The organism is Thiocapsa sp. (genome assembly GCF_022340925.1).
Taxonomy (GTDB): Bacteria; Pseudomonadota; Gammaproteobacteria; order Chromatiales; family Chromatiaceae; genus Thiocapsa.
Genome location: NZ_JAJDNA010000001.1, coordinates 1 through 23,595, shown reverse-complemented (window position 1 = coordinate 23,595; position 23,595 = coordinate 1). Strand labels below are relative to the sequence as shown.

The following is a 23,595-nucleotide window of genomic DNA, read 5'->3' as shown; positions in this document are numbered from 1 at the left end:
TGGAACCACCTGATCCCATCCCGAACTCAGAAGTGAAACGGTGTCTCGCCGATGATAGTGTGGGGCCTCCCCATGCGAACGTAGGTCACCGCCAGGGCCTTAACCACAAACCCCCGCCTCAAACAGCGGGGGTTTTCTTTTTCGACGATTGCTTGCGGGGCGGGCCATCCGCCTGACCATCTGAGATCGCGAGGAGCCACCCCAGACTCGCAAAGCCGGTGATCAGACTGCTTCCACCATGGCTAATGAAAGGCAGCGGGATACCCGTCATCGGGACCAGCTTGGTCACGCCGCCGATGTTGAGAAAGGTCTGTGTAGCGAGGACCGTGATCAGCCCGATGCCGACCAACTGACCGTAGGTGCCGCGTGTTCTTGTGGCGACCGATACCCCCCGACCGAACAGCACGAGAAAGAAAACGATCACGATCGCGCATCCGACGAATCCCAACTCTTCTCCAATCACCGAGTAGATAAAGTCTGATTCTGCGATCGGTGTGTACTCTGGGCTGCCGCGCCCGAATCCGTCGCCCCAGAGTCCGCCAGAGTACATTCCAGACAGCCCTTGCAGAATCTGCCAACTGCTTCCGGTCGGGTCCTGGAAGGGTGACAACCAGGCGTCGACACGGCGCTCGCCGTGGGGTAGCAGCCACATCACGCCGACGGCGAGGATGAGCGCGGTGATCGTGGCATAGATGAGGTAGCCGATGTGTCCTGTTCCGGCCAAGAGCATCATCAGCAAGGCGACGCTGAGGACGATGAACAATCCGAGATCGCGCTGAACCATCAAAAGAGCTGCGAGGACCAGCCAAAATCCCACGAGAGGGAGCAGTGTCCGCAACGGGGGGAACGGCAGCCCCTTACCCCAGTCGCCCAGTGCCTTCGCATGGTGGGTGATGAAGGCTGCGAGGAAGAGCACAATCGTGACCTTGAGGGCCTCGCTCGGCGTGACGAGCCCTGCGGCGTACACGCCGCCGCGGAAACGCTGGCCGAAGGTGAGAAGCAACGCCAGAAGTCCAAGCGAGAGACCGCCCCACATCCACATCAAGTGTACTGATCCCCAGGCCAAATAACGTCCGCGCATCAGGATGATGCAGACAACACTCATGACCAGGAACCCGGTGGGAAAGAGTACGAGATTGAGGGCGATCGGATCCTGGGCCTCAAAGGAGCCCATGCGGTACTGGGCGAGTAGCCCGAATCCGGACAGGAAGGCCACCGCGGTGACGATCAGCTGGTCGCCCCGGAACCTTGCTACGACCAGCAAGAGATGCAGCGCCATCAGAGACGTGGCAAAGAGACCGAGTGGAAGCAAGTCAAGCCATGCGATCGAATCCCCGCTGAAATGGCTCGAGCCCCAGAGCATGCAGAAGCCAAGCGCGATGCAGAGGACACACCATCCCAGGAGGTAGCGCTCGGGGGCACGCAGGTCCCAGGTTTCGGCAATGCCGATCGGCCCCGATGCCCGAGTCACTCGAGGAGCCCCAAGTCGGCTGCCCGCAACAGCAGGTCCCGAGCGATGGGTGCGGCCGTGGCCGACCCGTAGCCGCCGTGCTCGACCAGAACGGCGATCGCGAGTCTGGGACGAGCAGCCGGGGCAAACCCGACGAACCAGCTGTGCGAGGCCCCATGCGGGTTCTCCGCGGTGCCCGTCTTGCCCGCGATCTCGAGCAGCGGGCTGTCGATGCTGCGTCCGGTCCCACTGGAGACTGCCTTCCGCAACATGGGGATCAGGCGCTGCGCCGTCGCTCGATGGACAAACTGACGCAGCGGCGTGGGGGCGTCCGTCTCCACCAATCGCGGTCGGGCCGCGAGGCCCTGGTTCGCGATCGACGCGGCGATCAATGCCATGTGGGCGGGTGTCACCAGGACGGCGCCCTGGCCGATCGACATCTGTGCAAGACCGTACTGATCCGATGGATCGAGACGAGGGATCTCGCCCGTGCGCATGGTCCAAGCCCCGTAAGGCGTCTCATGCAGCAGGATTGTGCCGTTGAAGAGCATGCGCTCGGCGAGCCGATAAAGGGCCTCATGGCCATAGCGGACCCCAAGTTGCGCAAAGAAAACGTTCGATGACCTTGCCAATGCCGTGGTGAGATCCAGGGGGCCATGTCCCTTCCACACGGAGCGACCCCGACGGGCGGTATAGTATTCATGATCGCGGATCTTGCGGTAGCGCGCTGACGTGCTGAACCCCTCCGCAGGACAATCGATGGTGCCGGAGAATCCGGACTCAATGGCCAGCGCCGCCAGCAGGATCTTGAAGGCGGAGCCTGGTGGATAGAGGCCCTGAGTCGCCCGATTGAGCAAGGGAGCAGCCGCATCAGAGTCCCGAAAGAGCGCGGGTGTGATGCGGTTCGGGTCATATGAGGGGGTGCTGACCAGGGCCCGGACGGCCCCGTCGTCAGGTCGCAACAGCACGGCTGCGCCCCGATGCCCGTCGAGCAGGCGGAAGGCCGTCCTCTGGAGCTCTGCATCCAGGGTGAGCATCAGGTCCTGGCCACGCCGGCGCTTGTCCTGGGTTACCAGTTGGCGGCCCAGATTGCCCCAGCCGCTGACGCCTGTGGGTGCGCCCCCGTTGAGTTGAACTGTCGCCACGGATTCCATTCCCGCTGCCCCGTACCTGGGGTGGCTGTACCCCACGACGTGTGTAAACGCCGGACCGTCGGGATAGAGTCGATAGACCTGGCCGAGGATTTCCTGGCTATACGCGAGCACCTCGCCTCGGTGATCCAGGATTCGCCCGCGCTGGATCCGGTGGGCGGGGTTGAATTGTCTTCGATCGTGTAGCTGCATGAAGGCGATGAACTGGGGGCGGGCTGTCCCCGTCAGTTGCCAAGTCGCCTGATAGAGCAAGACCGCCGTGAACAAGGAAGCCAGTAGGATGAGGGGAAAGCGAACCGACCGCTTGGGTCTCGGGAGGTGTCTGAGCGCAGTAACCCGGCGCAGATCGAGCATGGACTTGAGGATGTGGAACGCGGTCAGGAAGAAACCGACGTGCAAGGCAATTCGAATCAGGGGCCAGAGATCCGAGTTGGGCAATGTCAGCATGCCGTCAGCCTGACCGACGCTCGCTCATTCAGACGGCGGGGGCGGCGCCACGGACTGATCCGGTCGGTGGAGGAAGCCGGACCCCGGCCGGTCGGGCAGGCAGAGGCAGCCGCGCAGCGGCCGCGGCGGGGTACCGAGGTCGTCAGCCAGCCAGTCCGCGGTCGAAAGCCCATGAGGAATCCGACTCCTGGTGGCGGCTGCCAATTGGGCGGTCGGCCACAGCCCTGCTGCGCTCTCCACGATGCTGGTGACCACCACCTCGAGACCCTCCGCCGCGGCTCGAGCCGAGAGGTCCAGGGCGCGCAAGAGCCCGCCGGTCACAGCCGGCTTGATCACGATGCGTCTCACACCCAGTCCCCCCAAGTCGATGCGGTCGGACCAACTGCCCAGGCTCTCGTCGAGTGCGAGCGGGAAGTTTGCCCGTCTTTGCAACGCCCGCAGCGACGCCGGCTCGGGCGCCCGCAAGGGCTCTTCCAGGGACTCGATCGGCAGCCCGGATAATCGATCGACGACCATGCCTGCGTCCTCATCGCTCCATGCGCCATTGGCGTCCAGCCTTAGACTTGTGTTGGGTGGCAGGGATGGTACCAGCCGGACCAGCCGTTCGACCTCCAACCTGGGTTCCTCCAGGCCCAACTTGACCTTCAATATGTGGAAACCCGCCTCCGCGCTGCGACTCAGATCACCGGCGGTGAGGGATCCCAGCGGGCCGAGGTTGCCATTGACCGGAACAACGTCGGGTACATCGCTCGCCAGCAGTATACGCAAGGGGATGCCTTGACACTTGCTCTGAAGATCCAGGAGCGCGCATTCGACTGCGAACCGGACGGCCGGGGTCGCCGCCAGTCGATCGTCCAGGGTCTGCATGAGGTCGTGCACCCTCTGCCCCGGCGCGCGCGCCTGGACATCGAGCAGTGCGGATTCGGCTGACTGGAGGTCCTCCGTACCCGCGGCTGTAAGTGGGGCGCAGTCCCCGTAGCCGTTCTCACCCTCCCCCGCTGCGCGCACGAGCCAGCCCCGTCGTCGCTGAAAGCACCCGCGGGCAGTCTGCCACGAGCGTCGCATCGGCAGAGCGTAAGGCCGAACCCAAATTCCATCGAGCCGGGTCGGCTTGATCCAGCGGTTCTCGATCATGTCATTCGACTCAGACCGAAACCGACCAGGAGCAGCCCCGCCAGCGTCGCCTGAAACAGTGCCGTCTGCCCGAGCAGAGGGTTGATCTGCGGACCACTGGCGCCGCGAAACAGCTCTCGGATCAGACGTGTGCCCAAGGGCAGGGCTGCGAGCGCCGTCCAGGAGTTGACTGGCAACCAGGCGAGGACGATGATCCCAATCGGCGCCAGCAACAGGAACGCGTAGAGAAGGCGGGCCCGGGACCGGCCCAGATAATGACAGAGGGTGCGTCGTCCCGCAGCGCGATCCGTCTCCAGGTCCCGGTAGTTATTGAGCAACAAGACTGCGGCCGCGGGCAGGCCCAACGCGATCCCGAGCAGGAACGGGGTCCCACCGAACGTCAGGGTCTGAAGATAATAGCTGCCGCCGACCGCGGCGAGGCCGAAGAACAGGAGCACGTAAACCTCACCGAAGGGGCCATAGGCTATTGGTCGAGGCCCGCTGGTATAGGCGTAGCCTGCGGCCAGCGACGCGATCCCGACGGCCAGGATCGGCCAACCGCCGCGAATGACCAACCCCATCCCGATCAGGAATGCCACCGCGAACGCCACATGGGCACCCTGCTTGACCTCCTGCGCGCTGAACCAACCCTGCGCGGTCGCCCTGGGCGGACCGGTGCGCTCGGCCGTGTCCGTGCCCCGCTCGTAGTCTGAGGCATCGTTGTGGAGATTGGTCCCGATCTGAATCGCGACGGCTGCAATCAGGGTAAAAAGGCCGGTCGCCGGGGCCAACCGGCCAGTCTCGAAGACCGCCGATCCGATGCCCGCCACGACCGGGGTCACGGCGAGCAACAGCGTCTTGGGGCGCCCCGCTTGGAGCCAGCGCACAAGATTCGACGGCGATCCCCGCACGCTAGGGACGCCGCGGGAACTTGCCGAAATCCGGGTCGCGCTTCTCGAGAAACGCATCACGCCCTTCCCGTCCTTCGGCCGTGGCATAGAACAGCGCGGTCGCGTTGCCTGCCAGCTCCTGGATCCCGGCCAGTCCATCCGTATCGGCGTTGAAGGCCGATTTCAGGACGCGTAAGGCAGTCGGAGAGAGTCGGTTCATCCGACGACACCACTCGATGGTGACGGTTTCGAGCTCCGGAAGCGGAACGACCGCGTTGACCAAGCCCATTGTCAAGGCCTCGTGAGCGTCGTACTGGCGACAGAGGAACCAGATCTCCTTCGCCTTTTTCAGTCCAACGGTCCGTGCCATGAGCCCGGCCCCGAACCCCCCGTCGAAGCTGCCGACCCGCGGCCCCGTCTGGCCGAAGCGAGCATTCTCGGCGGCAATCGTGAGGTCGCAGATGAGGTGAAGCACGTGCCCCCCGCCGATCGCATAGCCTGCGACCATGGCGACGACGGGTTTAGGTAGGGTCCGGATCTGGCGCTGGAGCTCAAGCACATTCAAATGCTCGATCCCGGCCTCGTCCCGGTATCCCTCCTCGCCGCGGATGCGCTGATCACCGCCGGAGCAAAATGCCAGATCCCCAGCGCCGGTCAAGATGATGACTCCGACGCCGGGGTCCATGTGGGCGCGATGGAAGGCATCGATGAGCTCGCGGACTGTCTGGGGCCGAAACGCGTTTCGGACCTCCGGGCGATTGATGGTGATCTTGGCGATCTGCTCGGCCTGTTGATAGATGATGTCCCGGTAGGGATCGCCCGGGGGCATCTCCCAGAGAACCGGCCGCCGATCGCCCTGGTCTATACCGGCCTGCTGCCTGCTGTCTGACACCGCTTTCCGCCCTCATAGACTCTCGATGATGGATTGCTCACGAACGCACTGCCAGAACCCCCGGTGCACCCGGCGGCTGAGCTCCGCATCGAGGCGCACTTCGATCACCCCGGCGTGATGTCCCTGGACTCCGGTGTGTATCGCCTCGTCTAGTGCCTGCTCAAACCCCAAAGGGTCGTCGACCGAACGATGGCGGATTCCGAACGACCGAGTCAGGGACCCCAGCTCGACTCGCGGAGGTGTCCGCCATAACCGCTCGAAATCCGCGAGCCCGCGCTGGGGCAGATAGTCAAAGATTCGGCCCCCGCCATTATTCAGGACAACACACGGGCGGTCGAGACGATCCATGAGCATCAGGCCGCTGAGATCGTGGAGGAATGACAGATCACCCAGGAGTCCGGTCACACCCTGTGCTGGTGTCGTCCGTCCCGCGTTCAGGCCGGCGAGGGTCGAGGTCTGTCCATCGATCCCGCTGGCGCCGCGATGACCGAAGAACCGCAACGGCGTCTCGCCTTGTCCGGACCAGGTGTCGAGTTGGCGGATCGGGAGCGAGTTGGCACAGAAAAGGCCGTCTCCGGCGGGCAGGCGGTCGAGGAGCCGAACGATCAGGTGGCCCTCGCACCACCCGGCCTGTTCCAAGAACGCCGTAGCCAGTCGATCGAGGTGCAACTCCGCTGCCTTCCATCTCCCGAGCCACGCGGGGTCCGTCTCGGCGGTCGGAGAACGACGCGCGCCTAACCCCGGAAGCCAGTCGCAGAGGGTTTCCGGCTCGGCAATGACCTGCATCCAGACATCATGGCTCGGGTCGTTCCAGCGCGCGCCCGGGTCGACCAGGATGGCGGGGACTCCGTTGAGCCACTCCTGAAGCGCCTTCGACACGGGTGTCCCACCGAAGCGCAGCACCCAGTCGGGCTTCAACGCGGTCGCCGCCTCGAGGTTACGAAGCAGGCTATCGTACCGGGTGATCCGATTCTCCGGTGCAGCCCCGAAGCGCAGACCGGACAGGGGGTCGGCGAGGACAGGCGCACCCAGCATGTCGGCGCACCGCTGGATCGCCGCGGACGACCCGGCCAGCAGCCTGCTCGGTCCGCAGCAGATGATCCCCCGACCCTGGAGCAGAATCGACAAGTCGCGCGGCCGGACCGGAAGGCCCCGCGTCGAGCGGGACAAGGCCGGACTCCCCGACCCAAATCGGGCCGGATCCCGTGCTTGCGAAGGGTCGGGGGGCTTCTCGGGATCCGCCGCGCAGTCGGTTCCTGGGACCAACGGCTCGCGAAACGGGAGGTTGACGTGGACCGGGCCGGGCCATGGTCCCTGGCTCATCAGGGCCACGCGGACCCCAAGCGCGCGGATCGCCTTGCGCGCATCAGCGCCGTCCCGGGCTGGCCCCGGGTCATGGAATTCCCGCGCGAAGGCCCCGAACAGTCGGCTCTGATCGATGGTCTGGTTCGCGCCCCAGCCGCGCAGGTCCGGGGGACGGTCCGCGGAGAGCAGGATCAAAGGGACGCCGGATTCGGATGCCTCGATGACCGCCGGGAGCCAGTGGGCCGGCGCGCTGCCGGAGGTGCAGAGCAGTCCCACCGGATGCCCTGAGGCTTCAGCCAGGCCGAGAGCGAAGAACGCGGCGCTCCGCTCGTCGAGGATGGGTGTCAGCTTGAGCCCGGTGCATCGCTGGGCCGCCAGGACGAGTGGGGTTGAACGCGACCCGGGTGAGAGGACCAGCTGCTGCAGACCGCCGCGGACAAGGCCGTCCAGCAGGGCCAGCGCCCAACGCAGATTGCGGCAGCCCTGATCGGGTGTCTCGGCGTCACTCATGCGAACTGGAGCGCCGTCGACATCGCGGCGAGCTTGTGCTCCGTTTCCTGCCACTCCGAGTGCGGGTCCGAGCCCGCAACGATGCCGGCGCCGGCATAGAGGTCGGCGGTCCGGTCCTGAATGCGCGCGCAGCGGAGCAGGACCCAGAGCTCACCGGTCAGGTCGGCCTCGACGATGCCGGCTGCTCCGGTATACCAACCGCGTTGGATCGGCTCGGAGCGGTGCAGCCAGGCGCGAGCGACCTCGCAGGGATGTCCGTTGGTTGCAGGGGTTGGATGAAGCAGCTCGGCGAGCTGGAAGACGTCCATCCCGGGGTCCAACTCGGCGCGGACCACGCTCCAGAGGTGCTGGGCGTTGTTGAGCTGCATGACGCGGGGACCATCGGGCGGCTCCACGCGACGGCTGCAATGGTCCAGCGTCTCGGTGACAGCATCGACCACGACCATGTGCTCATGCAGACTCTTCTGGCAGGTGCGCAGTGCGCTGGTGAGCGCGGCGTCGCGATCGGCACTCGCAGCGCGGCAGGCGGTCCCGGCAATCGCATCGACCTCGATCCGGTTGCGCTGCTGGGTGAAGAGGCGCTCCGGGGTGGCCGCGACGAAGCTGCTTGCGTTCCGCCTGATGGTCACCACCTGGCAGGAGGGAAACAGGTAGGCGAGGGCGGCGTTGAGTCGGGTCAGATCGAAACGCCTACGCCCTTCGAGCCTGAGCCTTCGGCAGACCACGACCTTCTTGAGGCGTTCCTGATCGATCTGCTCGAGGGCCGACAAGACGAGGTCATGCCAACGTTCCCGATCGGGCTCGGCATCGCCATGCTCGAGAGGGGCCGGTGTCAGGGGATCAAGGGCCGGCTGGTTGAGCTGCGGGATCACCTGCGCCAGACGGGCCGTCCAGCGCGCGAACAGCTGGTCTCGGTCGATCGGAAGCGCGCTGGAGAGGATCACCGCAGCCTGGCCGGCGTGCGAGCAAAGTGCAAGCTCGGGGAGCCAGAGAAGCGCGTTCGGCAATGTCTCAGGACCGGCTGGGGAGGCTGGGATCGGAGAGGCCGCGAAGCCAAGCATCGCGAATCCGGAGAAGCTGGTCTCGTCCGGGTCCAGGTGCTGCCACTGCTCAGATATGCGCCGGGCGACGTTGCGTAAGGTCTCCAGACGTGATTCCCCCTGCGCCTGCCATTCAGCCGCGACGCCGTAACCGGCGCGTATCTCGCCGCGGTGGTTGTGCGCGAATTGAAACTGAGGGCCGGCGAGGTCGGGCGCCATCGTGAGACCTTTGGGCAGCTCGAGCGCCAAAGACACGAACCCTTCGCCTCGATCGAGCCGAAGGGTTCCGATCGTCTCGCTCAGGCGAGCGACGATCTGCTCGAGGGTCTTGAGCGGTGCAAGCATCGGTCAGTCTGGCAAACCCGCCGTCTGGTGTATCGGCCCCGGAACAAGGCCGCGCGCCGCACCGGGGGCGGGGGGCTCCTCGGATGCGCTCAGGCGGCCTGATGCGCAGACCAGAAGCGATCGATCGCGGCGGCGGTCTGGTCCGGCTGCTCCCACTGCAGCAGGCCACGCGTCGGCGCGATGCGCTCGGCTCGCCAGTTGGGGTGGCGACCCAGGAAATCCGGAAGCTCATGAAAATCGATGTTCGGATCGCGATCGTAGAGGACAAGCACCGGCTGAGTCACCTTTCCGTATACCGTCTCGCGCGCGTTCTGCGTGAACAGCTGACCCGACAGGAAATACAGGGGCGCATACTTCGCCCCCGGCTGGTGGGCCGTTGCATAGGCATAGTCGATCATCTCCTTGGGGATCGCGCCATGGAAGGCCTGACTATAGAAGAACCGGATGCTCGGCCGAGAGGTCAGCAGGCCGAACAGGCCGTCGTTCAAGACGGGCACGCTCAGTACCTTGTGAGCGCGCTCCGCGGCCCTGCCAGTCGGCAGTCGGCGCGCGCTGAACCCGGTCGGTGAGATCAGCACCAGGGACTCGATCAGGTCCGGCTTGGTCAGGGCGGTCTGGGCCGCGAACTCACAGCCCAGCGAGAAGGCAACCAGGTCGCAGGGTTTGGCGACAACCTTCTCCAGGAAGTCGACGATGGCGTTGGCAAAGAGGCGCGGCGAGTAACGCCGGTCGCTGCGATCGGAATGGCCGAAACCGGGCAGGTCGAGGGCGTAGACGGGTCGCTGCCCCCGGTATCGCTCAAAGAGCGGTTTCATCTCGAAGGCGCTGGGCGCCGCATTGACGCTGTGCACCAGCACCAGCGGACGGCCTGCAGCCGAGTCGTCGGTATAGTAGTGGATGCGTCCGCCATGCTCGGTCTGGAGGTCGTGTCGCCGTGCCGCGATCGCGGCCGGAAGCACGCCCCCGCGTCCCCTGGCTGCGCCTCGAGGATGCAGGAGTGATGAATCGCTGCTTGAGTCCATGTCAGTCATACCTCTTTGGATGTTCGGCTCTCAATCGGTTGCGGTCTGTCCCGATCCTGCTCGGCGCGGCGGCAGATCGCTCGGGTGAGCCCTTTGAAGACGATAAGGTGCAGGGGTTCCAGTGAATACCAGTAGAGCAGTCCCCAGACCCCAGCTGGGTGCCAGTAAGCCGTGGCGGTCAGGCGCGTCCCGCCTTCGGGTCGCGGGGTCAGCTCGAATTCCATCACCCCGGCTCCGGGTGCGCGCATGCCGAAGGCCAGGCTGAGACGTCTCTCTGGCTCTGCACCGATCACAGTCCAGTGGTCGATTCGATCCCCCACGCGCACCTCTTGCGCATGGCGCCGTCCACGCCTGGGTCCCGGCCCACCGACGGCCCAGTCCATCCACTCACGGATGGACCAAAGTGTGTTCAGGTAGTAGTAGCGGTTGTCTCCGCCAATCGCCGCGACGACCCGCCAGACCGAGGCTGGATCGGCCCGGGTCTCGGCTTGACCGGAGGCGCGTTTTGCGTAATAGGCGTAGTCGATCCGTTTATTGCGCACAGCGAACGCTCCCTCGGTCCAGCGGGTGACGGCCTCGGTGCGGCGCTCCAGGTCGAACGCCGCCTCGACGGCTTCTCGAAACCCCAGGAGACGCTGGGGAACGAGACGACGCAGCACCGTATCATCTGCATAGAAATCGTGGCGCAGGCCCTCGATCAGGGCGCGGGCCACATTGGTTGGCACCGAGGTGATGAACCGCAGCCAGTAAGCCGAGAGTCCGGGTGTCAGCACCGGCACCGGGATGATCCAGGGACGTCGTCTGCCGGCCGCATCGGCCAGGATGTGCATCATCTCCGTGTAGGTCAGGGTCTCGGGGCCGGCGGCATCCAGGCTGAGTGAGGCCGCCTCGTCGATCCAGGGCACGCGGGCGAGGTAGACCAATAGGTTCTGCAGGGCGATCGGCGGCGATTTGGCGCGAACCCAGCGGGGTGTCACCATCAGCGGCAGATGATAAACCAGGTCGCGCATCACCTCGAATGCTGCGGATCCCGGACCGACGATGATCCCCGCGCGGATCTCGGTGACGGGCACGCGCCCCTGGCGCAGGATCTCCCCGGTGTCGCGGCGCGAGACAATATGCTCACTGATGGCGTCCTCCGGCACCAGGCCGCCCAGATAGACAATCCGTCTGACCCCGGCTTGGGCCGCCGCGTCCGCGAAATTGCGGGCCGCGGCCAGGTCCAGACGACCGAAATCGCGCCCCGCGGCCATGGAATGGACGAGGTAATAGGCAACCTCGACATCTTGCAGGGCCGCGGGCAAGGTCTCCGGCACCAGGGCGTCCGCCGGAACGACCTCGACATCGGGCCAGGCGTGCGCCGCGAGTGCTGCCCGGCTTCTTGAGCTTGCGCGCACGTTCAGACCCGCGCTGCTCAGGTGAGGCACCAGTTGACCGCCGATGTACCCGCTGGCCCCGAACACCAGGCACAGTCCGGACCGGCCCTCTGGGGCAGGCCTCGGATGACCCGCGGTCGGCGCCTGGACTGCGCCCGTGCTCGCGGCCGTCGTTTTCACCATCAAGACCCATCCCCGGCGCGCGTTATCGCCGAGCTGAGAGGTTTTTTCCGTTTTCGGCGAGCCGCATCTCCAACCAGTGTGGTGAGCACCGCCCGGCTGCCGTGGGGAATCGTCACGCTTGCTTCGGGCGCCCATCCTCTGCCGGTGTTCGAGGATACGGGTTGATGCGGCGCAACGAATGTCAATGTAGTCTGACGTCGATTTGTCAAGTGAAGTTTACAGCGATCTTATGCGTTTGTCTGGTCCTGGCCGGCTGTCTGCGGCTGGTCGCTCCGCATCCCGCGAACCTGCGCGGATCGGACCCGAGATACCCCCTCACGGTGCCAGGGGGAGGGTATGGGCAGTCTCCATATCGGACGTCCCAGCCGCTCGAGACCGGCGTCATCGCCTCAGCCACTGGATGTGAGCTGCGCTATCGACTGTATCGGCCGGCGCAATCGGGAACCGCAGATCTGGTCGTGCTCGGGCATGGTTTCATGCGCAGTCAGGATCGCATGGTCGATCTGGCGCGGGCACTCGCGGATACCGGGGTTGCGACTGTCACCCTAGACTACTGCAACTCACGGTTATGGGATGGACGGCATTTTCGCAACGGCCTGGACATGATCCGTCTCGCCGATGCGCTGGGCGCAGAGCGCGTGGTCTATGCCGGATTCTCCGCAGGGGGGCTGGCGGCTCTGGTCGCCGGTCGCAACGATCCGCGCACGCTCGGTGTCGTTGCGCTCGATCTGGTCGACGCCGATCGACTCGGCGAGAGGATGGCGGCCGGACTGGATCCGCCGCTGATCGGCCTGGTCGGGGACCCCTCCCCCTGCAACGCCGACAATAACGGGCTTGCCGTCTACTCCGCCACCGATCGGGCGATGGTCGAACGGGTCGAGGGTGCCGAGCACTGCGACTTCGAGTCCCCCAGCGACTGGCTCTGCCGCCTCGTCTGCAAGCGCGAGACGCCCCCCCGACGATCTCCCCGTCGGGACATCATCGAGGCAGCCACCACCGCGGTCACCGCACTGATGGGGGCGAAGTCAGCTCTGAGCGCCCCTGACCGGCGCAGCGCATACGCCGATTCAGGGGCGTAAGACTGGAAGGTGCCGACAGGCCCGAGTCGAAGCGTCCAACCAGGACCAGACCCGCCAGGCCGCCGTAGAACAAGAGTGCGCCCAACGGGATACTCGCCAGACCCCAAAGCCAGGCAAGGGCAGCGATCGAGACACAGATCGCGACACCGTAGCCGATCGCAACCGGCCGGCTAGTGGGGTGGCCAAATCGCCAGAGCAGAAGACCTGTTGCAGCCAGTGCGATGATCGCCTTGATCCCCACCATGGCGCGCAGCAGCCGCGCCAGATCGGGATCCATCTCAGCCGCGACCGAGAAAGGCGCGGTCACGACGGCGGTCACTGCCGCGGTCATGGCAATCGCAAAGACGAGGGCGACCCTCCACAGGAGCGGACGGTAACCGAGATCAGAAGCCGTTTCGACACCGGCTCGATCGAGGACGAAAGTCGGAGACGCGTGCAGGTTCATACGGTTGCTCCAGGCAGTTTCGCGGCACAGGCTGACGACCCGGTGAAAGCCTAGTTTCCCACTGGAGAGAAGGCAACCTCAGGGCCGTGCCTCCGGGACTTGGCGACGGCGGGAGCCGCCCGACCGACGGGGTTGGCGCGCTTCATCCCGTCGGATGGATCCGTAGCCGATTCATCCTAAATCAGACAGGCTCCTGGCAGCCTGCAACCTCCGCCGCCGTGGGTGCCAGCGGTCGCCCGAAGGTCTGCTCGTACAGCGAGGCGTAGGGCGCGAGTGTCTCGTAGACGTGATAGGGGACGACGCGTGACTCAAACCGTGGAAACTTGCTGCGGATGTAGTTGAGATTGCGAAGGAGCTTCATCTCGATGACCGCGCGGGCGAACTCCAGCCCCTTGGGTCCACGGCTGCGCTGGAGCATCGCGACGAGCTTGCGGACGGGCAGCGGTGGGCGGGTCTGACCAGGAGGCTGGCTCAGGCGCGCCATATAGCGCGGCATGCCCCGGGTGCGGTCGCCGGACTCACTCAGCTCCCCCAGCTCCAGGTCAGGGCTGAGCATCTCGAAAAGCGCCTCGCCTGCGGCGGTGCGCACCATCACCCATTGCCAGCCGAGGGTGGCGCCCATGTAGCCGATGGTCAGGTCGCTCAACGCGTTCGGGTAGTCGAAGCAGGAGAGACACGAGGACGGGAAGATCCCGTGCAGCTTGTCCATCGGAAAGTCGATGTAGTTCAGTCGCTCGACATGCCCGTCCTCGTGGCGCATCCAGAGCCTGAAATCTTGCATGAACTCATGATGGATCACGGTCTCGGGTGAACGTGAGACCTGGGTCAAGAAGTACTGGAGATCAGGATAGGTCACGTTGTCGCTGCAGGGGATGCCGATCACGTAGAGCTGTTCCAGACCCAGCTCGGCCTCCGCGGCGCGCAGCTGGTGGACTTGGCAGCCGGTGCCGATGACCGCGAGACGCTTGATGCCTTGCTCGCGCACCGCGTCGATCAGGCGAAGGCTCGGCGAGAGACAGGGCTTGTTCCCGGCGGTGTCGAGCACCTCCCGCGGCGCGCGGGCCAAGACCGGCTGCGCCTTGAAGCGAGTCCCCGGTGCAGCCCCCGTGGTGATGACGGCATCGACCTGGTCGCGCTCGAGCAGGCGGGCACCCAGCGCCGTGACCATGCCCGTCCACTGGGCGTCCGGGTTGGGGTGTGCCATCCGTGCGGCATACATGGCGCGATAAATCCCGAATCGGCCCTCATCGCCGGGCTGGCGCGAGCGGCCGTGGAGCCGTTCCTCGATGCCTCGGGTCTGGTTGCGCACGAAGGTGCAGGTCTGCGACATTAGCAGCTTGAGGCCGCTGTCGCAGAAACCGCAGTCGCTGCAGAGCCGCGGGCGCCCCTTGAGCCGCTCCTCACTGCTCAACAGCGAGATCTGGTCGAGTCCCTTGGACGGACCCTCTTCCATTGGTTGAATCTCATTGCTCGTCATGTGCTTGTCCCCGGCAGGCCGCGTCGGCATCGATCATCCTTGCGGCGATGGCGCATGGGGCGCGGAGCATTTGGTACCTGCGCGGCACCGCTGAAGCCGGGTCCGCCCGTCGGCACGCGCGGCCGGCGATGGCCGCGCTGCTCGTTATCGTAAGGAACAGACATGGTTGGAATTCTCCTCAGGGTATTGGCGATAGTCGTTGTGCTGTTCGCGCTGGCGGTTATTGCCGGCCCCTTTCTGATCTCGTCGGAGCCGCGCGAAGGGCTGGCGTCGAACACCGAGGCGGCGATGGCGGAGAGTCGATTCGTGCGGATTCCGTTCGCGGGGACCGCAGGGCTCGCAGTCCATTATCTCGAGCCGCCGACAGACGCGCCGTCCTGGGCCACGCCTTTCCTCCTGCTGCACGGTTTTACCTTCAATGCCTGGACCTGGCAGCCGGCCTTGGATGCCTTTGCCGCGCGGGGCCGGGTGGTCGCCTATGATCAGGTGCCCTACGGCCTCAGCGCCAAGCCGGCGCGCGCCGACTGGGACGGTCCGAACCCTTTCTCCAAGGAGGCGGCCATCACCCAGCTCTTCGCGGTCATGGATGCCCTGGATCTGGAACGCGCGGTTCTTGTCGGCAACTCCTCGGGCGGGACACTCGCCCTCGAGGCGGCGCTCGCTCGACCCGGGCGGGTGGAGGCATTGATCCTGGTGGCGCCGTGGGTCTATGTCACACGTCCGACCTTGCCCGCGACGGTGGCCAGTCTGCCGCAAATGCGTCGCCTCAGTCTATTGATTGCGCGCAAGTTGGGCGAAAATGGCCCCTTGCTGGATCTCTCTTATGCCGATGCATCCGCGATCACCGATGGGCGCCGGGAGCGCTTCGGGATCCACGCCCGGGTCGCAGGTTGGGATCTGGCCTGGGGCGAGCTGCTCTCCTTGTCGCTCTCGACCCCTGTCACCGTGAGCGAGCACCTGGTGCAGGTGCAGGTACCGGTGTTGGTGGTGACGGGGGAGATGGATCGGGTGGTCCCGGTCGATGACAGCCGTCGCGTCGCGGGTCAGCTGCCCGATGCGTCCTTCGTAGTCATCCCCGGCTGCGGACATGTCCCGCAGGAGGAATGCCCGGACCAATTCGCGCGGGTCGTAGGGGATTGGCTGGACGCGCGGCGGATTGGCGCATCCGGGCGTTGAGCTCTGTGCCCATCATGGTGCGCTCCATCCCGCAGGCCTCGATCTTACCCTGTTGGAAGTGTCCCAGGGGGTGAGGTCGGCTCGCGTTGACCGCCGATTGATCGGCCTCGCTTGACCGCGCGCGCGTCCGGGCGCTAGGGTCCTGTGAATCAGGACGCCGAGGCGGGACCGGGCCGATGTGCCCGCAACGGTTCCGCGCTCGCGGCGCCGAACGCCGGATGCGAGGTTCGAAGATTTAACGCCTTTCGTGTCATAACACCACTGCAATCAGGTTCGCCGCGTATGCCCATCCCGTTTCCGTTTTCCGCTGTCGTCGCTCAGGAGGAGATGAAGCGCTCACTCTTGATTGCGGCCATCGACCCCTCGATCGGCGGCGTTCTCGTGTTCGGTGACCGCGGGACCGGCAAATCCACGGCGATCCGGGGTCTCGCGGCACTGTTGCCGAAGATGCGCGCGGCCGACTGCGTCTATCACTGTGACCCGGAGGCGGGCGGCGACGCACTCTGCGAGGACTGCCGGACCAGGCGCGCACGCGGGCCGTTGAAGAGCCGCCAGGTGCCGGTCCCCGTGGTCGACCTGCCGCTCGGCGCGACCGAGGATCGCGTGATCGGCGCATTGGACCTGGAGCGTGCCCTGACCAAGGGCGAGAAGGCCTTCGAGCCGGGGCTCCTGGCGCGGGCCCATCGCGGCTTCCTCTACATCGACGAGGTCAATCTCCTCGAGGATCACCTCGTCGACTCACTCCTCGACGTGGCGGCCTCCGGTGAGAACCTGGTCGAGCGCGAGGGTCTGAGTATCCGCCATCCCGCTCGCTTCGTCCTGGTCGGCAGTGGCAACCCGGAGGAGGGCGAGCTGCGCCCGCAGCTGCAGGACCGTTTTGGTCTTTCGGTGGAGGTCAAGACCCCCGAGGATCTGCCGACCCGCATGAAGGTCGTGCGGCTGCGTGACGAGTTCGAGCGCGACCCCCCTGCCTTCGTGCAGAAATGGAAGCGACAGGACGGCAAGGTCCGTCGCCGGATCCAGAAGGCGCGTGAGCTCCTCCCGACCGTCGGCGTCCCGGACGCGACCCTGGAGCAGGCCGGGCGGCTCTGCATGAAGCTTGGCACCGACGGTCTGCGCGGCGAGCTCACCCTCATCCGTGCCGCGCGTGCCTTGGCGGCGTTGCAGGGTGATCTCGAGGTCCTCGACGCCCATCTGGTGCAGGTGGCCGCCTCGGCCCTGCGGCATCGTCTGCGACGTGATCCGCTGGACGAGTCGGGCTCGACCAGCCGGGTGCAGCGGGCAGTCGGGGAGCTGTTTGGCGAATGAGCGGTTTCGCGGCGGACCCGGCAGCGCCCCGTGAACCCGAGTCGGAGCGCCCGCAGGGCCAGACCGGGACCTCCCTGTGGGAGGATGCCGTGCTGGCCGCGGCCCTCATGTCCGTGGATCCGGTCGGGACCGGCGGAATCGCCCTTCGGGCACTCGCCGGACCGGTGCGCGATCAGTGGCTTCAGGTCATGCGAGACCTGCAGCCGCCCGACACGCCGATGCGGCGTATCCCGCTTCACGTCTCGGACGGACGCCTGCTGGGCGGGCTGGATCTGGCCGCGACCCTGAGCGCCGGCCGCCCGGTTGCTGAGCGAGGTCTGTTGGTCGAGGCTGATGGCGGGATCGTGGAGTTGGCGATGGCCGAGCGGATCGCCGCGGGCACCGCCGCGCGCCTGAACATGGCGTTCGACTCGGGCGAGGTGGTGCTGGAGCGCGATGGCCTGGCGATGCGCTCGCCCGCGCGATTCGCCGTGGTCGCACTGGACGAGGGGGTGGGCGATGACGAGGGACTGCTCAACGCGCTGCTCGATCGTCTCGCCTTTCATCTGGAGCTGACACACGTCCGTGTTCACGAGGCCGTGGCCTGTGACTATGACGTTGATGAGATCCTCGCCGCGCGTGCCCTGCTGTCCGAGGTTCGGGTCACCGAGCCGCAGAGCGAAGCCATCTGCGCGACGGCGTTGGCTTTGGGTATCCCCTCTTTGCGCGCCTCGATCTTCGCCTCCCGAGCGGCCTGCGCGGCGGCGGCATTGGAGGGCCGCACTGAGGTCACCGACGCGGATCTCGCGGTGGCTGGGCGACTGGTGCTTGCGCCGCGGGCGACCATGCTGCCGCCCATGGAGCCGCCGCCGGACGAGCCGCCTCCGCCCGAGCCGGACGAGCCCGAGCAGGAGCAGGACAAAGGCGAGGATCAACAGGAGCCCAAAGAGCTGGAGGATCAGGTCCTCGAGGCCGCCAAGGCCGCGATCCCGGCGGACCTGTTGGCACAACTGCAGCTCGGCAAGCTGCGGCGCTCGCGCGCCCGTGCCACCGGGAAGGCCGGCGCGGTGCAGAACGCCCCTCTGCGTGGCCGCCCGGCGGGGGTCCTGCGCGGCGAGCCGCGCGCCGGTGTGCGCCTGAACGTCGTCGAGACACTGCGGGCCGCCGCGCCTTGGCAGCGTCTGCGCCGCGAGGAGGTCGCGAGGCTGGGCGGGCGCTCGACCCGGATCGAGGTGCGACAGGACGACTTCCGGATCACCCGTTTCAAGCATCGCTCCGAGACCACGACCATCTTCGTCGTGGATGCCTCGGGCTCCTCGGCGCTGCATCGCCTGGCCGAGGCCAAGGGGGCGGTGGAGCTGCTGCTTGCCGACTGCTACGTGCGCCGGGATCGGGTTGCCCTCGTGGCCTTTCGTGGCCAGGCGGCCGAGGTGCTGCTGCCGCCGACCCGTTCGCTGGTGCGCGCCAAGCGCTCACTGGCCAGTCTGCCGGGCGGGGGCGGCACACCACTCGCCTCGGGGATCGATCTCGGGATGATGCTGGCCGACTCGGTCAAGCGCCGCGGGGGTACGCCGATCGTCATCATCATGACCGACGGCCGCGCCAATGTCGCACGCGATGGGACCGGCGGACGGGCGCGGGCGAGCGAGGACGCCCTCTCGGCGGCTCGCTTGATGCGGTCCGCCGAGATCACGGCCCTGGTGATCGACACCTCCCCGCGGCCCCAGCAGCAGGGCCGTGACCTGGCCGCGGAGATGGGTGCACGCTATCTACCCTTGCCGCATGCCGATGCGACCTCCCTGTCACATGCCGTGCGCGCGGCGAGCTGACCGCTCGAGCCGAGGGGCGGGGCCGTCCATCCTGGTGGAGGGGATCGTTGGACCGCGGAAGCACGGCAGACGCAGCGGTTTACAGGGACTTGGCTTCAGTTCTGTGCGGCACGGACCGGTGAACCTAGAAACGGCAGTTGGACGGCCCTCGGGGTGCGTCCCGCGCGGTGTCCGGCAAGGCGCAACGAGGCGGAATAGTCGACCTATTCCAACGAGTTGTAACGCCGCCGGGCGCCGCGCGGGGCGTGCACCGGGGGTCGTAGCGGGCTTCACCCAGAAGGTGAATTGGCACGCAGTGCGAAATGCTGGGCAACCCAATCACTTGCATGACTTACAAAGCGGTCAACTGCCGTTTCTAGGGTGAAGCATCAGATGGTCAAGCGAGACTGTCTTTCTCCCGGTCCTCTGCGCCTTGGTGGTTCCGATGTGCGGCTTCTTCGTCATGGATGACGCGCCGGTCTGGGAGACCGATGGACGCGACTGGCCGAATCGCGCGGCGAGCCGCTTCATCAACGCCGGCGGCTTGCGCTGGCACCTTCAGCAGATGGGTGACGGTCCCACCGTGCTTCTTCTGCATGGGACGGGGGCGGCAACCCATTCATGGCGCGCCTTCGCCCCGGCGCTCGCCGAGCGATTCACGGTCATTGCGCCCGATCTCCCCGGTCACGGATTCACCAGTGCGTTGCCCTTGCATCGCATGTCCCTGCCGGGGATGGCCGGTGCCGTCAATGGGTTGCTCCGCGAGATCGACTGCTCGCCGGATCTGGTGATCGGGCACTCGGCGGGTGCCGCGATCCTGGTCCGGATGTCGCTCGATGGATTCATCCGGCCGCGCGGTTTGATCAGCCTGAACGGCGCGCTCATGCCTTGGCGGGGGCTCCCGGCCCACATCTTTTCTCCGGCGGCCAAGCTGATGGCCGCCAATACGTTGGTGGCCCGCCTGTTCGCCCGGCGGGCTGCCGATCGGCGGGCGGTCGAGCGTCTGGTCCGGAGCACCGGATCGACCCTGGAGCCGGCCGGCGTCGATCTCTATCAGCGGCTCATCAGACATCCGTCGCATGTCCGCGCCACGCTCGCCATGATGGCCAACTGGGATCTGGCCGCACTCGCGCCCGAGCTGAGCCGCCTCGAGCCGCCGCTGTTCCTCGTCGTGGGCGAGCAGGACACGACGGTCCCGCCCTCGGAGGCCCGCCGGGTGCGCGAGCGACTGCCGGGCGCCGAGGTGATCCGACTGCCTGGTCTGGGTCACCTGGCCCATGAGGAGCGTCCCGCGGAGGTCGCGCACCTCATCGAGGCCTTGGCCGACCGCGTGGGGCTCATGGCAGCGGATTGACCGTGCAGTCGGGCGTTCACGGGATACGGCCGTCAGCCATCAGCCGCGCGTCGATTGCGCTCTCCGAGCAATCCGGCTCATCGGTCGGGTGAAGGAGCGGTCGCTCAAGCGAGGACCCCGGCTGGCGTTGGAATCGGCTGATCGCTCGATTTGGCAGCGATGGTTTACTGACGATCACTCACCGGCTGGGGTCTGGCGCGAACCTGTTGAGATCCCTATTGGGCCGCTCCAAGAAAAAAGCGCCTGTGATTTGACCCGGCACGGGCTGACAAGACGCCAATCCTGCTATAATGTCAACTGGCATTGACAGCGCGTAAGGTAACGCAGACTTGACACTCGCGGCGACACAGGTCTCTGAGCACATCTCCGATCGTCCCAAACCACACGCGGTCGTGATCGGCAGTGGTTTCGGTGGTCTGGCCGCCGCGATTCGGTTGGGCGCACGCGGTTTCCGAGTCACGGTGCTCGAGCGTCTGGACGCACCGGGTGGCCGCGCGTATGTCCACAGGATCGATGGGTTCACCTTCGATGCCGGGCCGACCATCGTGACCGCGCCCTTCCTGTTGGACGAGCTCTGGGGCCTCTGTGGGCGCCGCTTCGCCGATGATGTCGAGCTCAAGCTGATGGATCCCTTCTATCGGATCCGATTTCACGACGGGACGGTCTTCGACTACAACGGTGACCCGGATGCCGTGAAGGCTCAGATCGCGAGGCTCTCGCCCCGGGATGTCGAAGGCTATGATCGCTTCATGGCCCACAGTGAGGCGATCTTCAAGGTCGGCTTCGAGCAGCTGGGTCATGTGCCATTCAGCTCCTGGACCGACATGGCCAAGATCGTCCCGGAAATGGTCCGGCTGGAAAGCTATCGCAGTGTCTATGCGATGGTCTCCAGGTACATCAAAGATCCGAATATCCGTCAGGTCCTGTCGTTCCACCCCTTGTTGATCGGCGGGAATCCTTTCTCGGTGACCTCGATCTATACCCTCATCTCCTTCCTCGAGCGCAAGTGGGGCGTGCACTCCGCCATCGGCGGCACCGGTGCGCTGGTCCAGGGGATGGTCGGTCTGATCGACGCACAGGGCGGGACCATCCGCTACCGCGAAGAGGTGCGGCAGATCTTGGTCGAGGGCGGCAAAGCGGTCGGTGTTCGGCTCGCATCCGGGGAGGCGATCCCGGCCCAGGTGGTCGTGTCCAACGCCGATGCCGCCTGGACCTATCGCTATCTGTTACCGGTCGAGCATCGCCGCCGCTGGACCGATCGGCGTCTCGATCGCGCCCACTATTCCAATGGGCTGTTCGTGTGGTACTTCGGGACCCGGCGGCAGTACCCCGAGGTGGCCCACCACACGATCCTGCTCGGACCCCGTTATGAGGGGCTTCTCACCGACATCTTCAAGCGCAAACGCCTGGCGAAGGATTTCAGTCTCTATCTGCATCGTCCGACGGCGACAGACCCGGCCTTGGCCCCGGACGGTTGCGACACCTTCTATGTCCTGGCCCCCGTTCCGCACCTCGAGAGCGGCATCGACTGGGCGAGGGAGGCCGAGCCTTACCGGGCGAAGATCGCGCGTTATCTGAGTGAAAGCGTCCTCCCGGGGTTGGAGGACGAGGTCGTCACCTCGCTCGTGACGACCCCGCAGGATTTCCGGGACAGGCTTCTGTCCTACCACGGGGCCGGGTTCAGTCTTGAGCCCATCCTCTTGCAAAGCGCCTGGTTCAGACCGCACAACGCGAGCGAAGAGGTCGATGGCCTGTATTTGGTCGGTGCGGGGACGCATCCGGGGGCAGGTGTGCCCGGTGTCCTATCGTCGGCCCGTGTCCTCGATACGGTGGTACCCGATGCCTCAACCTATGTTTAAGACCGATTACGCGAGCGCGGCGGATGTCGCCGCATGTCGAGAGCTGCTGCGCGGCGGCTCGAGGTCGTTCTACGCCGCCTCCTTTCTACTGCCGCAACGCATACGCGATCCGGCCATCGCACTCTACGCCTTCTGTCGCATCGCCGACGATGCGGTCGACTGTGCCGGGAACGATCCCAGTGCCCAGGCGCGGGCGCTGGATGAGCTCCATGATCGACTGGATCGGGTCTACGACGGGCGGCCGAGCGACGCCTACACGGACCGGGCGTTGACCGATGTGGTCGAGTCGTTCGCGATCCCGAAGGCGCTGCTCGAGGCGCTGCTGGAAGGATTCGAGTGGGACGCGCAAGGCCGACGCTTCGAGGACCTCTCCGGTGTCTACGACTACTCCGCGCGGGTTGCAGGGACGGTGGGAGCCATGATGGCGGCCTTGATGGGCGCCCGGACGTCACAGCTGGTGGCGCGCGCCTGCGATCTGGGCGTGGCCATGCAGCTGACGAATATTGCCCGTGATGTGGGGGAAGATGCCCGCAACGGACGCCTCTATCTGCCGATGCAGTGGATGCGCGAGGCGGGGATCGACCCCGAGGCATGGCTTGCGAGCCCCGTCTTCAACGAAGCCTTGGCGGGTGTGATCGAGCGTCTTCTGCGTGCGGCGGATGGACTCTATGTCCGCTCCGATGTCGGCATTGCAGGGCTGCCTTTCGGCTGTCGCGCCGGCATCAATGCCGCCCGCTATCTCTATGCCGAGATCGGGCGTCAGGTCGAGCGTCAGGGCCTGGATTCTGTCTCGCGGCGTGCCGTGGTGCCTGGGAGCCGGAAGGTCCAGCTGCTGGCGCCGATCCTCGGGACGGCCGTGCTGTCACCACGTTACGTCTCGGCACCGCCCCTGGAAGAGACCCGCTTTCTGGTCGACGCCGTGGTCTACTCGGGACAACGCTCTCAGGAGGGGGCCTCGACGAGCCGGGCGGGCATCGGCGACCGGGTGATTTGGGTCCTGGAGCTCTTCGAGCAGCTCGAGGAGCGCGAGCGCGCCCTGACCAACGGATAGCCGGTAAACCCAGAGCCCCGCAGGGCGCTTGCACCGCCCTGTTTGTCCCCAACATCCCTCTCGGGCGGTGTCCGGGTCGGATTGGATCTCTTAGTCGATCTTCTTCGCGACGGTGTCCATCACACCTGCTCGCGTGACACCCGCAAGCCAATCTGTCAACTCCGCGTTGGTGCCATGCCGAGCGGCCGCAAGCTCTCGGGCCGTCGTAACGAATCGCTCCTCGCCGTCGGCTTCGGCGACCGCAAAAGTTGGGATACCTTTGCCGACCGGCGCGCCGAATCGCTCGACAAAGTCCATGTTGCGATCCCAGTTCCCGATGTCCACGTGTATCACGA

Annotated in this window: 19 protein-coding genes and 1 rRNA gene; 8 read left to right on the top strand and 12 right to left on the bottom strand. The window is 66.0% G+C overall.

Features of this window, described 5'->3' with window-relative positions; genetic code table 11:
- Positions 1–97: ribosomal RNA gene (rrf, locus tag LJE61_RS00100) — 5S ribosomal RNA — on the top strand; the annotation flags it as partial.
- A 21-nt stretch (positions 98–118) separates the two neighbouring features.
- Here rrf and LJE61_RS00095 read toward each other — a convergent pair.
- From LJE61_RS00095 to LJE61_RS00055, 9 genes are all read right to left on the bottom strand, one after another.
- The gene (locus LJE61_RS00095) at positions 119–1,471 is read right to left on the bottom strand and encodes an FtsW/RodA/SpoVE family cell cycle protein (RefSeq protein ID WP_296911980.1); all 1,353 of its coding nucleotides are present in this window, start codon (positions 1,469–1,471) and stop codon (positions 119–121) included.
- The gene (locus LJE61_RS00090; RefSeq protein WP_296911978.1) at positions 1,468–3,048 is read right to left on the bottom strand and encodes a peptidoglycan D,D-transpeptidase FtsI family protein; all 1,581 of its coding nucleotides are present in this window, start codon (positions 3,046–3,048) and stop codon (positions 1,468–1,470) included. The genes LJE61_RS00095 and LJE61_RS00090 overlap by 4 nt, the downstream gene beginning before the upstream one ends.
- A gap of 24 nt (positions 3,049–3,072) precedes the next feature.
- Positions 3,073–4,182: an o-succinylbenzoate synthase gene (gene menC, locus LJE61_RS00085; RefSeq protein WP_296911975.1), complete on the bottom strand. Its 1,110-nt coding sequence runs from the start codon at positions 4,180–4,182 to the stop codon at positions 3,073–3,075.
- Positions 4,179–5,048 carry a 1,4-dihydroxy-2-naphthoate octaprenyltransferase gene (gene menA, locus LJE61_RS00080; protein ID WP_296911972.1) on the bottom strand — a complete coding sequence of 290 codons (870 nt, stop codon included), beginning with the start codon at positions 5,046–5,048 and terminating at the stop codon, positions 4,179–4,181. The genes menC and menA overlap by 4 nt, the downstream gene beginning before the upstream one ends.
- Positions 5,049–5,073: 25 nt before the next feature.
- Positions 5,074–5,880 (bottom strand): 1,4-dihydroxy-2-naphthoyl-CoA synthase, encoded by an 807-nt coding sequence (gene menB, locus LJE61_RS00075; protein WP_296911982.1) that lies wholly within the window; start codon positions 5,878–5,880, stop codon positions 5,074–5,076.
- A 75-nt stretch (positions 5,881–5,955) separates the two neighbouring features.
- Positions 5,956–7,758 carry a 2-succinyl-5-enolpyruvyl-6-hydroxy-3-cyclohexene-1-carboxylic-acid synthase gene (gene menD, locus LJE61_RS00070; protein ID WP_296911971.1) on the bottom strand — a complete coding sequence of 601 codons (1,803 nt, stop codon included), beginning with the start codon at positions 7,756–7,758 and terminating at the stop codon, positions 5,956–5,958.
- On the bottom strand, positions 7,755–9,143 hold the full coding sequence (locus tag LJE61_RS00065; RefSeq protein ID WP_296911968.1) for an isochorismate synthase: 1,389 nt from the start codon (positions 9,141–9,143) through the stop codon (positions 7,755–7,757). The genes menD and LJE61_RS00065 overlap by 4 nt, the downstream gene beginning before the upstream one ends.
- A gap of 89 nt (positions 9,144–9,232) precedes the next feature.
- A complete protein-coding gene (locus tag LJE61_RS00060; RefSeq protein ID WP_296917021.1) occupies positions 9,233–10,165 on the bottom strand; it encodes an alpha/beta fold hydrolase in 933 nt (310 codons plus the stop codon).
- A 5-nt stretch (positions 10,166–10,170) separates the two neighbouring features.
- The gene (locus tag LJE61_RS00055; RefSeq protein WP_296911141.1) at positions 10,171–11,724 is read right to left on the bottom strand and encodes a DUF2867 domain-containing protein; all 1,554 of its coding nucleotides are present in this window, start codon (positions 11,722–11,724) and stop codon (positions 10,171–10,173) included.
- Between the two features lie 458 nt (positions 11,725–12,182).
- On the opposite strand from LJE61_RS00055, the gene LJE61_RS00050 reads away from it, so the two are divergent.
- On the top strand, positions 12,183–12,803 hold the full coding sequence (locus LJE61_RS00050; protein ID WP_296911143.1) for an alpha/beta fold hydrolase: 621 nt from the start codon (positions 12,183–12,185) through the stop codon (positions 12,801–12,803).
- On the opposite strand, the gene LJE61_RS00045 is transcribed toward LJE61_RS00050, so the two are convergent.
- Both LJE61_RS00045 and LJE61_RS00040 read right to left on the bottom strand, forming a co-directional pair.
- Positions 12,727–13,248 carry a hypothetical protein gene (locus LJE61_RS00045; RefSeq protein WP_296911145.1) on the bottom strand — a complete coding sequence of 174 codons (522 nt, stop codon included), beginning with the start codon at positions 13,246–13,248 and terminating at the stop codon, positions 12,727–12,729. The two genes, LJE61_RS00050 and LJE61_RS00045, sit on opposite strands and share 77 nt — an antisense overlap.
- Before the next feature lie 181 nt (positions 13,249–13,429).
- Entirely contained in the window at positions 13,430–14,725 is a 1,296-nt protein-coding gene (locus LJE61_RS00040) for a Coenzyme F420 hydrogenase/dehydrogenase, beta subunit C-terminal domain (protein ID WP_296911147.1), read from the bottom strand.
- A gap of 162 nt (positions 14,726–14,887) precedes the next feature.
- Between LJE61_RS00040 and LJE61_RS00035 the strand changes: the two genes are divergently transcribed.
- The 6 genes from LJE61_RS00035 (at position 14,888) to LJE61_RS00010 (ending at position 23,260) form a co-directional block, all read left to right on the top strand.
- Complete coding sequence (locus tag LJE61_RS00035; RefSeq protein ID WP_296911150.1) at positions 14,888–15,901, top strand: alpha/beta fold hydrolase; 1,014 nt, start codon at positions 14,888–14,890, stop codon at positions 15,899–15,901.
- A 282-nt stretch (positions 15,902–16,183) separates the two neighbouring features.
- Entirely contained in the window at positions 16,184–17,209 is a 1,026-nt protein-coding gene (bchI, locus tag LJE61_RS00030) for a magnesium chelatase ATPase subunit I (RefSeq protein WP_296911152.1), read from the top strand.
- Positions 17,206–19,017, top strand: coding sequence for a magnesium chelatase subunit D (locus LJE61_RS00025; RefSeq protein ID WP_296911154.1), 1,812 nt, complete (start codon positions 17,206–17,208; stop codon positions 19,015–19,017). Before bchI ends, LJE61_RS00025 begins: the two co-directional genes overlap by 4 nt.
- Positions 19,018–19,441: 424 nt before the next feature.
- Positions 19,442–20,350: an alpha/beta fold hydrolase BchO gene (bchO, locus tag LJE61_RS00020; protein ID WP_296911156.1), complete on the top strand. Its 909-nt coding sequence runs from the start codon at positions 19,442–19,444 to the stop codon at positions 20,348–20,350.
- A gap of 329 nt (positions 20,351–20,679) precedes the next feature.
- Positions 20,680–22,209 carry a phytoene desaturase gene (locus LJE61_RS00015; protein ID WP_296911158.1) on the top strand — a complete coding sequence of 510 codons (1,530 nt, stop codon included), beginning with the start codon at positions 20,680–20,682 and terminating at the stop codon, positions 22,207–22,209.
- Positions 22,202–23,260, top strand: a complete 1,059-nt coding sequence (locus tag LJE61_RS00010; RefSeq protein ID WP_296917018.1) for a phytoene/squalene synthase family protein — start codon at positions 22,202–22,204, stop codon at positions 23,258–23,260. Before LJE61_RS00015 ends, LJE61_RS00010 begins: the two co-directional genes overlap by 8 nt.
- Before the next feature lie 90 nt (positions 23,261–23,350).
- On the opposite strand, the gene LJE61_RS00005 is transcribed toward LJE61_RS00010, so the two are convergent.
- On the bottom strand, positions 23,351–23,595 hold a 245-nt coding region (locus LJE61_RS00005; RefSeq protein WP_296917016.1), incomplete at its 5' end, for a hypothetical protein.

Bases quoted from the DNA above. Each gene is read 5' to 3' on its own strand.
- bchO (WP_296911156.1), top strand. From the start codon at position 19,442: ATGTGCGGCTTCTTCGTCATGGATGACGCGCCGGTCTGGGAGACCGAT.
- LJE61_RS00010 (WP_296917018.1), top strand. From the start codon at position 22,202: ATGTTTAAGACCGATTACGCGAGCGCGGCGGATGTCGCCGCATGTCGA.
- LJE61_RS00025 (WP_296911154.1), top strand. From the start codon at position 17,206: ATGAGCGGTTTCGCGGCGGACCCGGCAGCGCCCCGTGAACCCGAGTCG.
- LJE61_RS00040 (WP_296911147.1), bottom strand. From the start codon at position 14,725: ATGACGAGCAATGAGATTCAACCAATGGAAGAGGGTCCGTCCAAGGGA.
- bchI (WP_296911152.1), top strand. From the start codon at position 16,184: ATGCCCATCCCGTTTCCGTTTTCCGCTGTCGTCGCTCAGGAGGAGATG.
- LJE61_RS00090 (WP_296911978.1), bottom strand. From the start codon at position 3,048: ATGCTGACATTGCCCAACTCGGATCTCTGGCCCCTGATTCGAATTGCC.
- LJE61_RS00060 (WP_296917021.1), bottom strand. From the start codon at position 10,165: ATGGACTCAAGCAGCGATTCATCACTCCTGCATCCTCGAGGCGCAGCC.
- LJE61_RS00035 (WP_296911150.1), top strand. From the start codon at position 14,888: ATGGTTGGAATTCTCCTCAGGGTATTGGCGATAGTCGTTGTGCTGTTC.
- menC (WP_296911975.1), bottom strand. From the start codon at position 4,182: ATGATCGAGAACCGCTGGATCAAGCCGACCCGGCTCGATGGAATTTGG.
- LJE61_RS00055 (WP_296911141.1), bottom strand. From the start codon at position 11,724: ATGGTGAAAACGACGGCCGCGAGCACGGGCGCAGTCCAGGCGCCGACC.
- LJE61_RS00065 (WP_296911968.1), bottom strand. From the start codon at position 9,143: ATGCTTGCACCGCTCAAGACCCTCGAGCAGATCGTCGCTCGCCTGAGC.
- menD (WP_296911971.1), bottom strand. From the start codon at position 7,758: ATGAGTGACGCCGAGACACCCGATCAGGGCTGCCGCAATCTGCGTTGG.
- menB (WP_296911982.1), bottom strand. From the start codon at position 5,880: ATGCCCCCGGGCGATCCCTACCGGGACATCATCTATCAACAGGCCGAG.
- LJE61_RS00045 (WP_296911145.1), bottom strand. From the start codon at position 13,248: ATGAACCTGCACGCGTCTCCGACTTTCGTCCTCGATCGAGCCGGTGTC.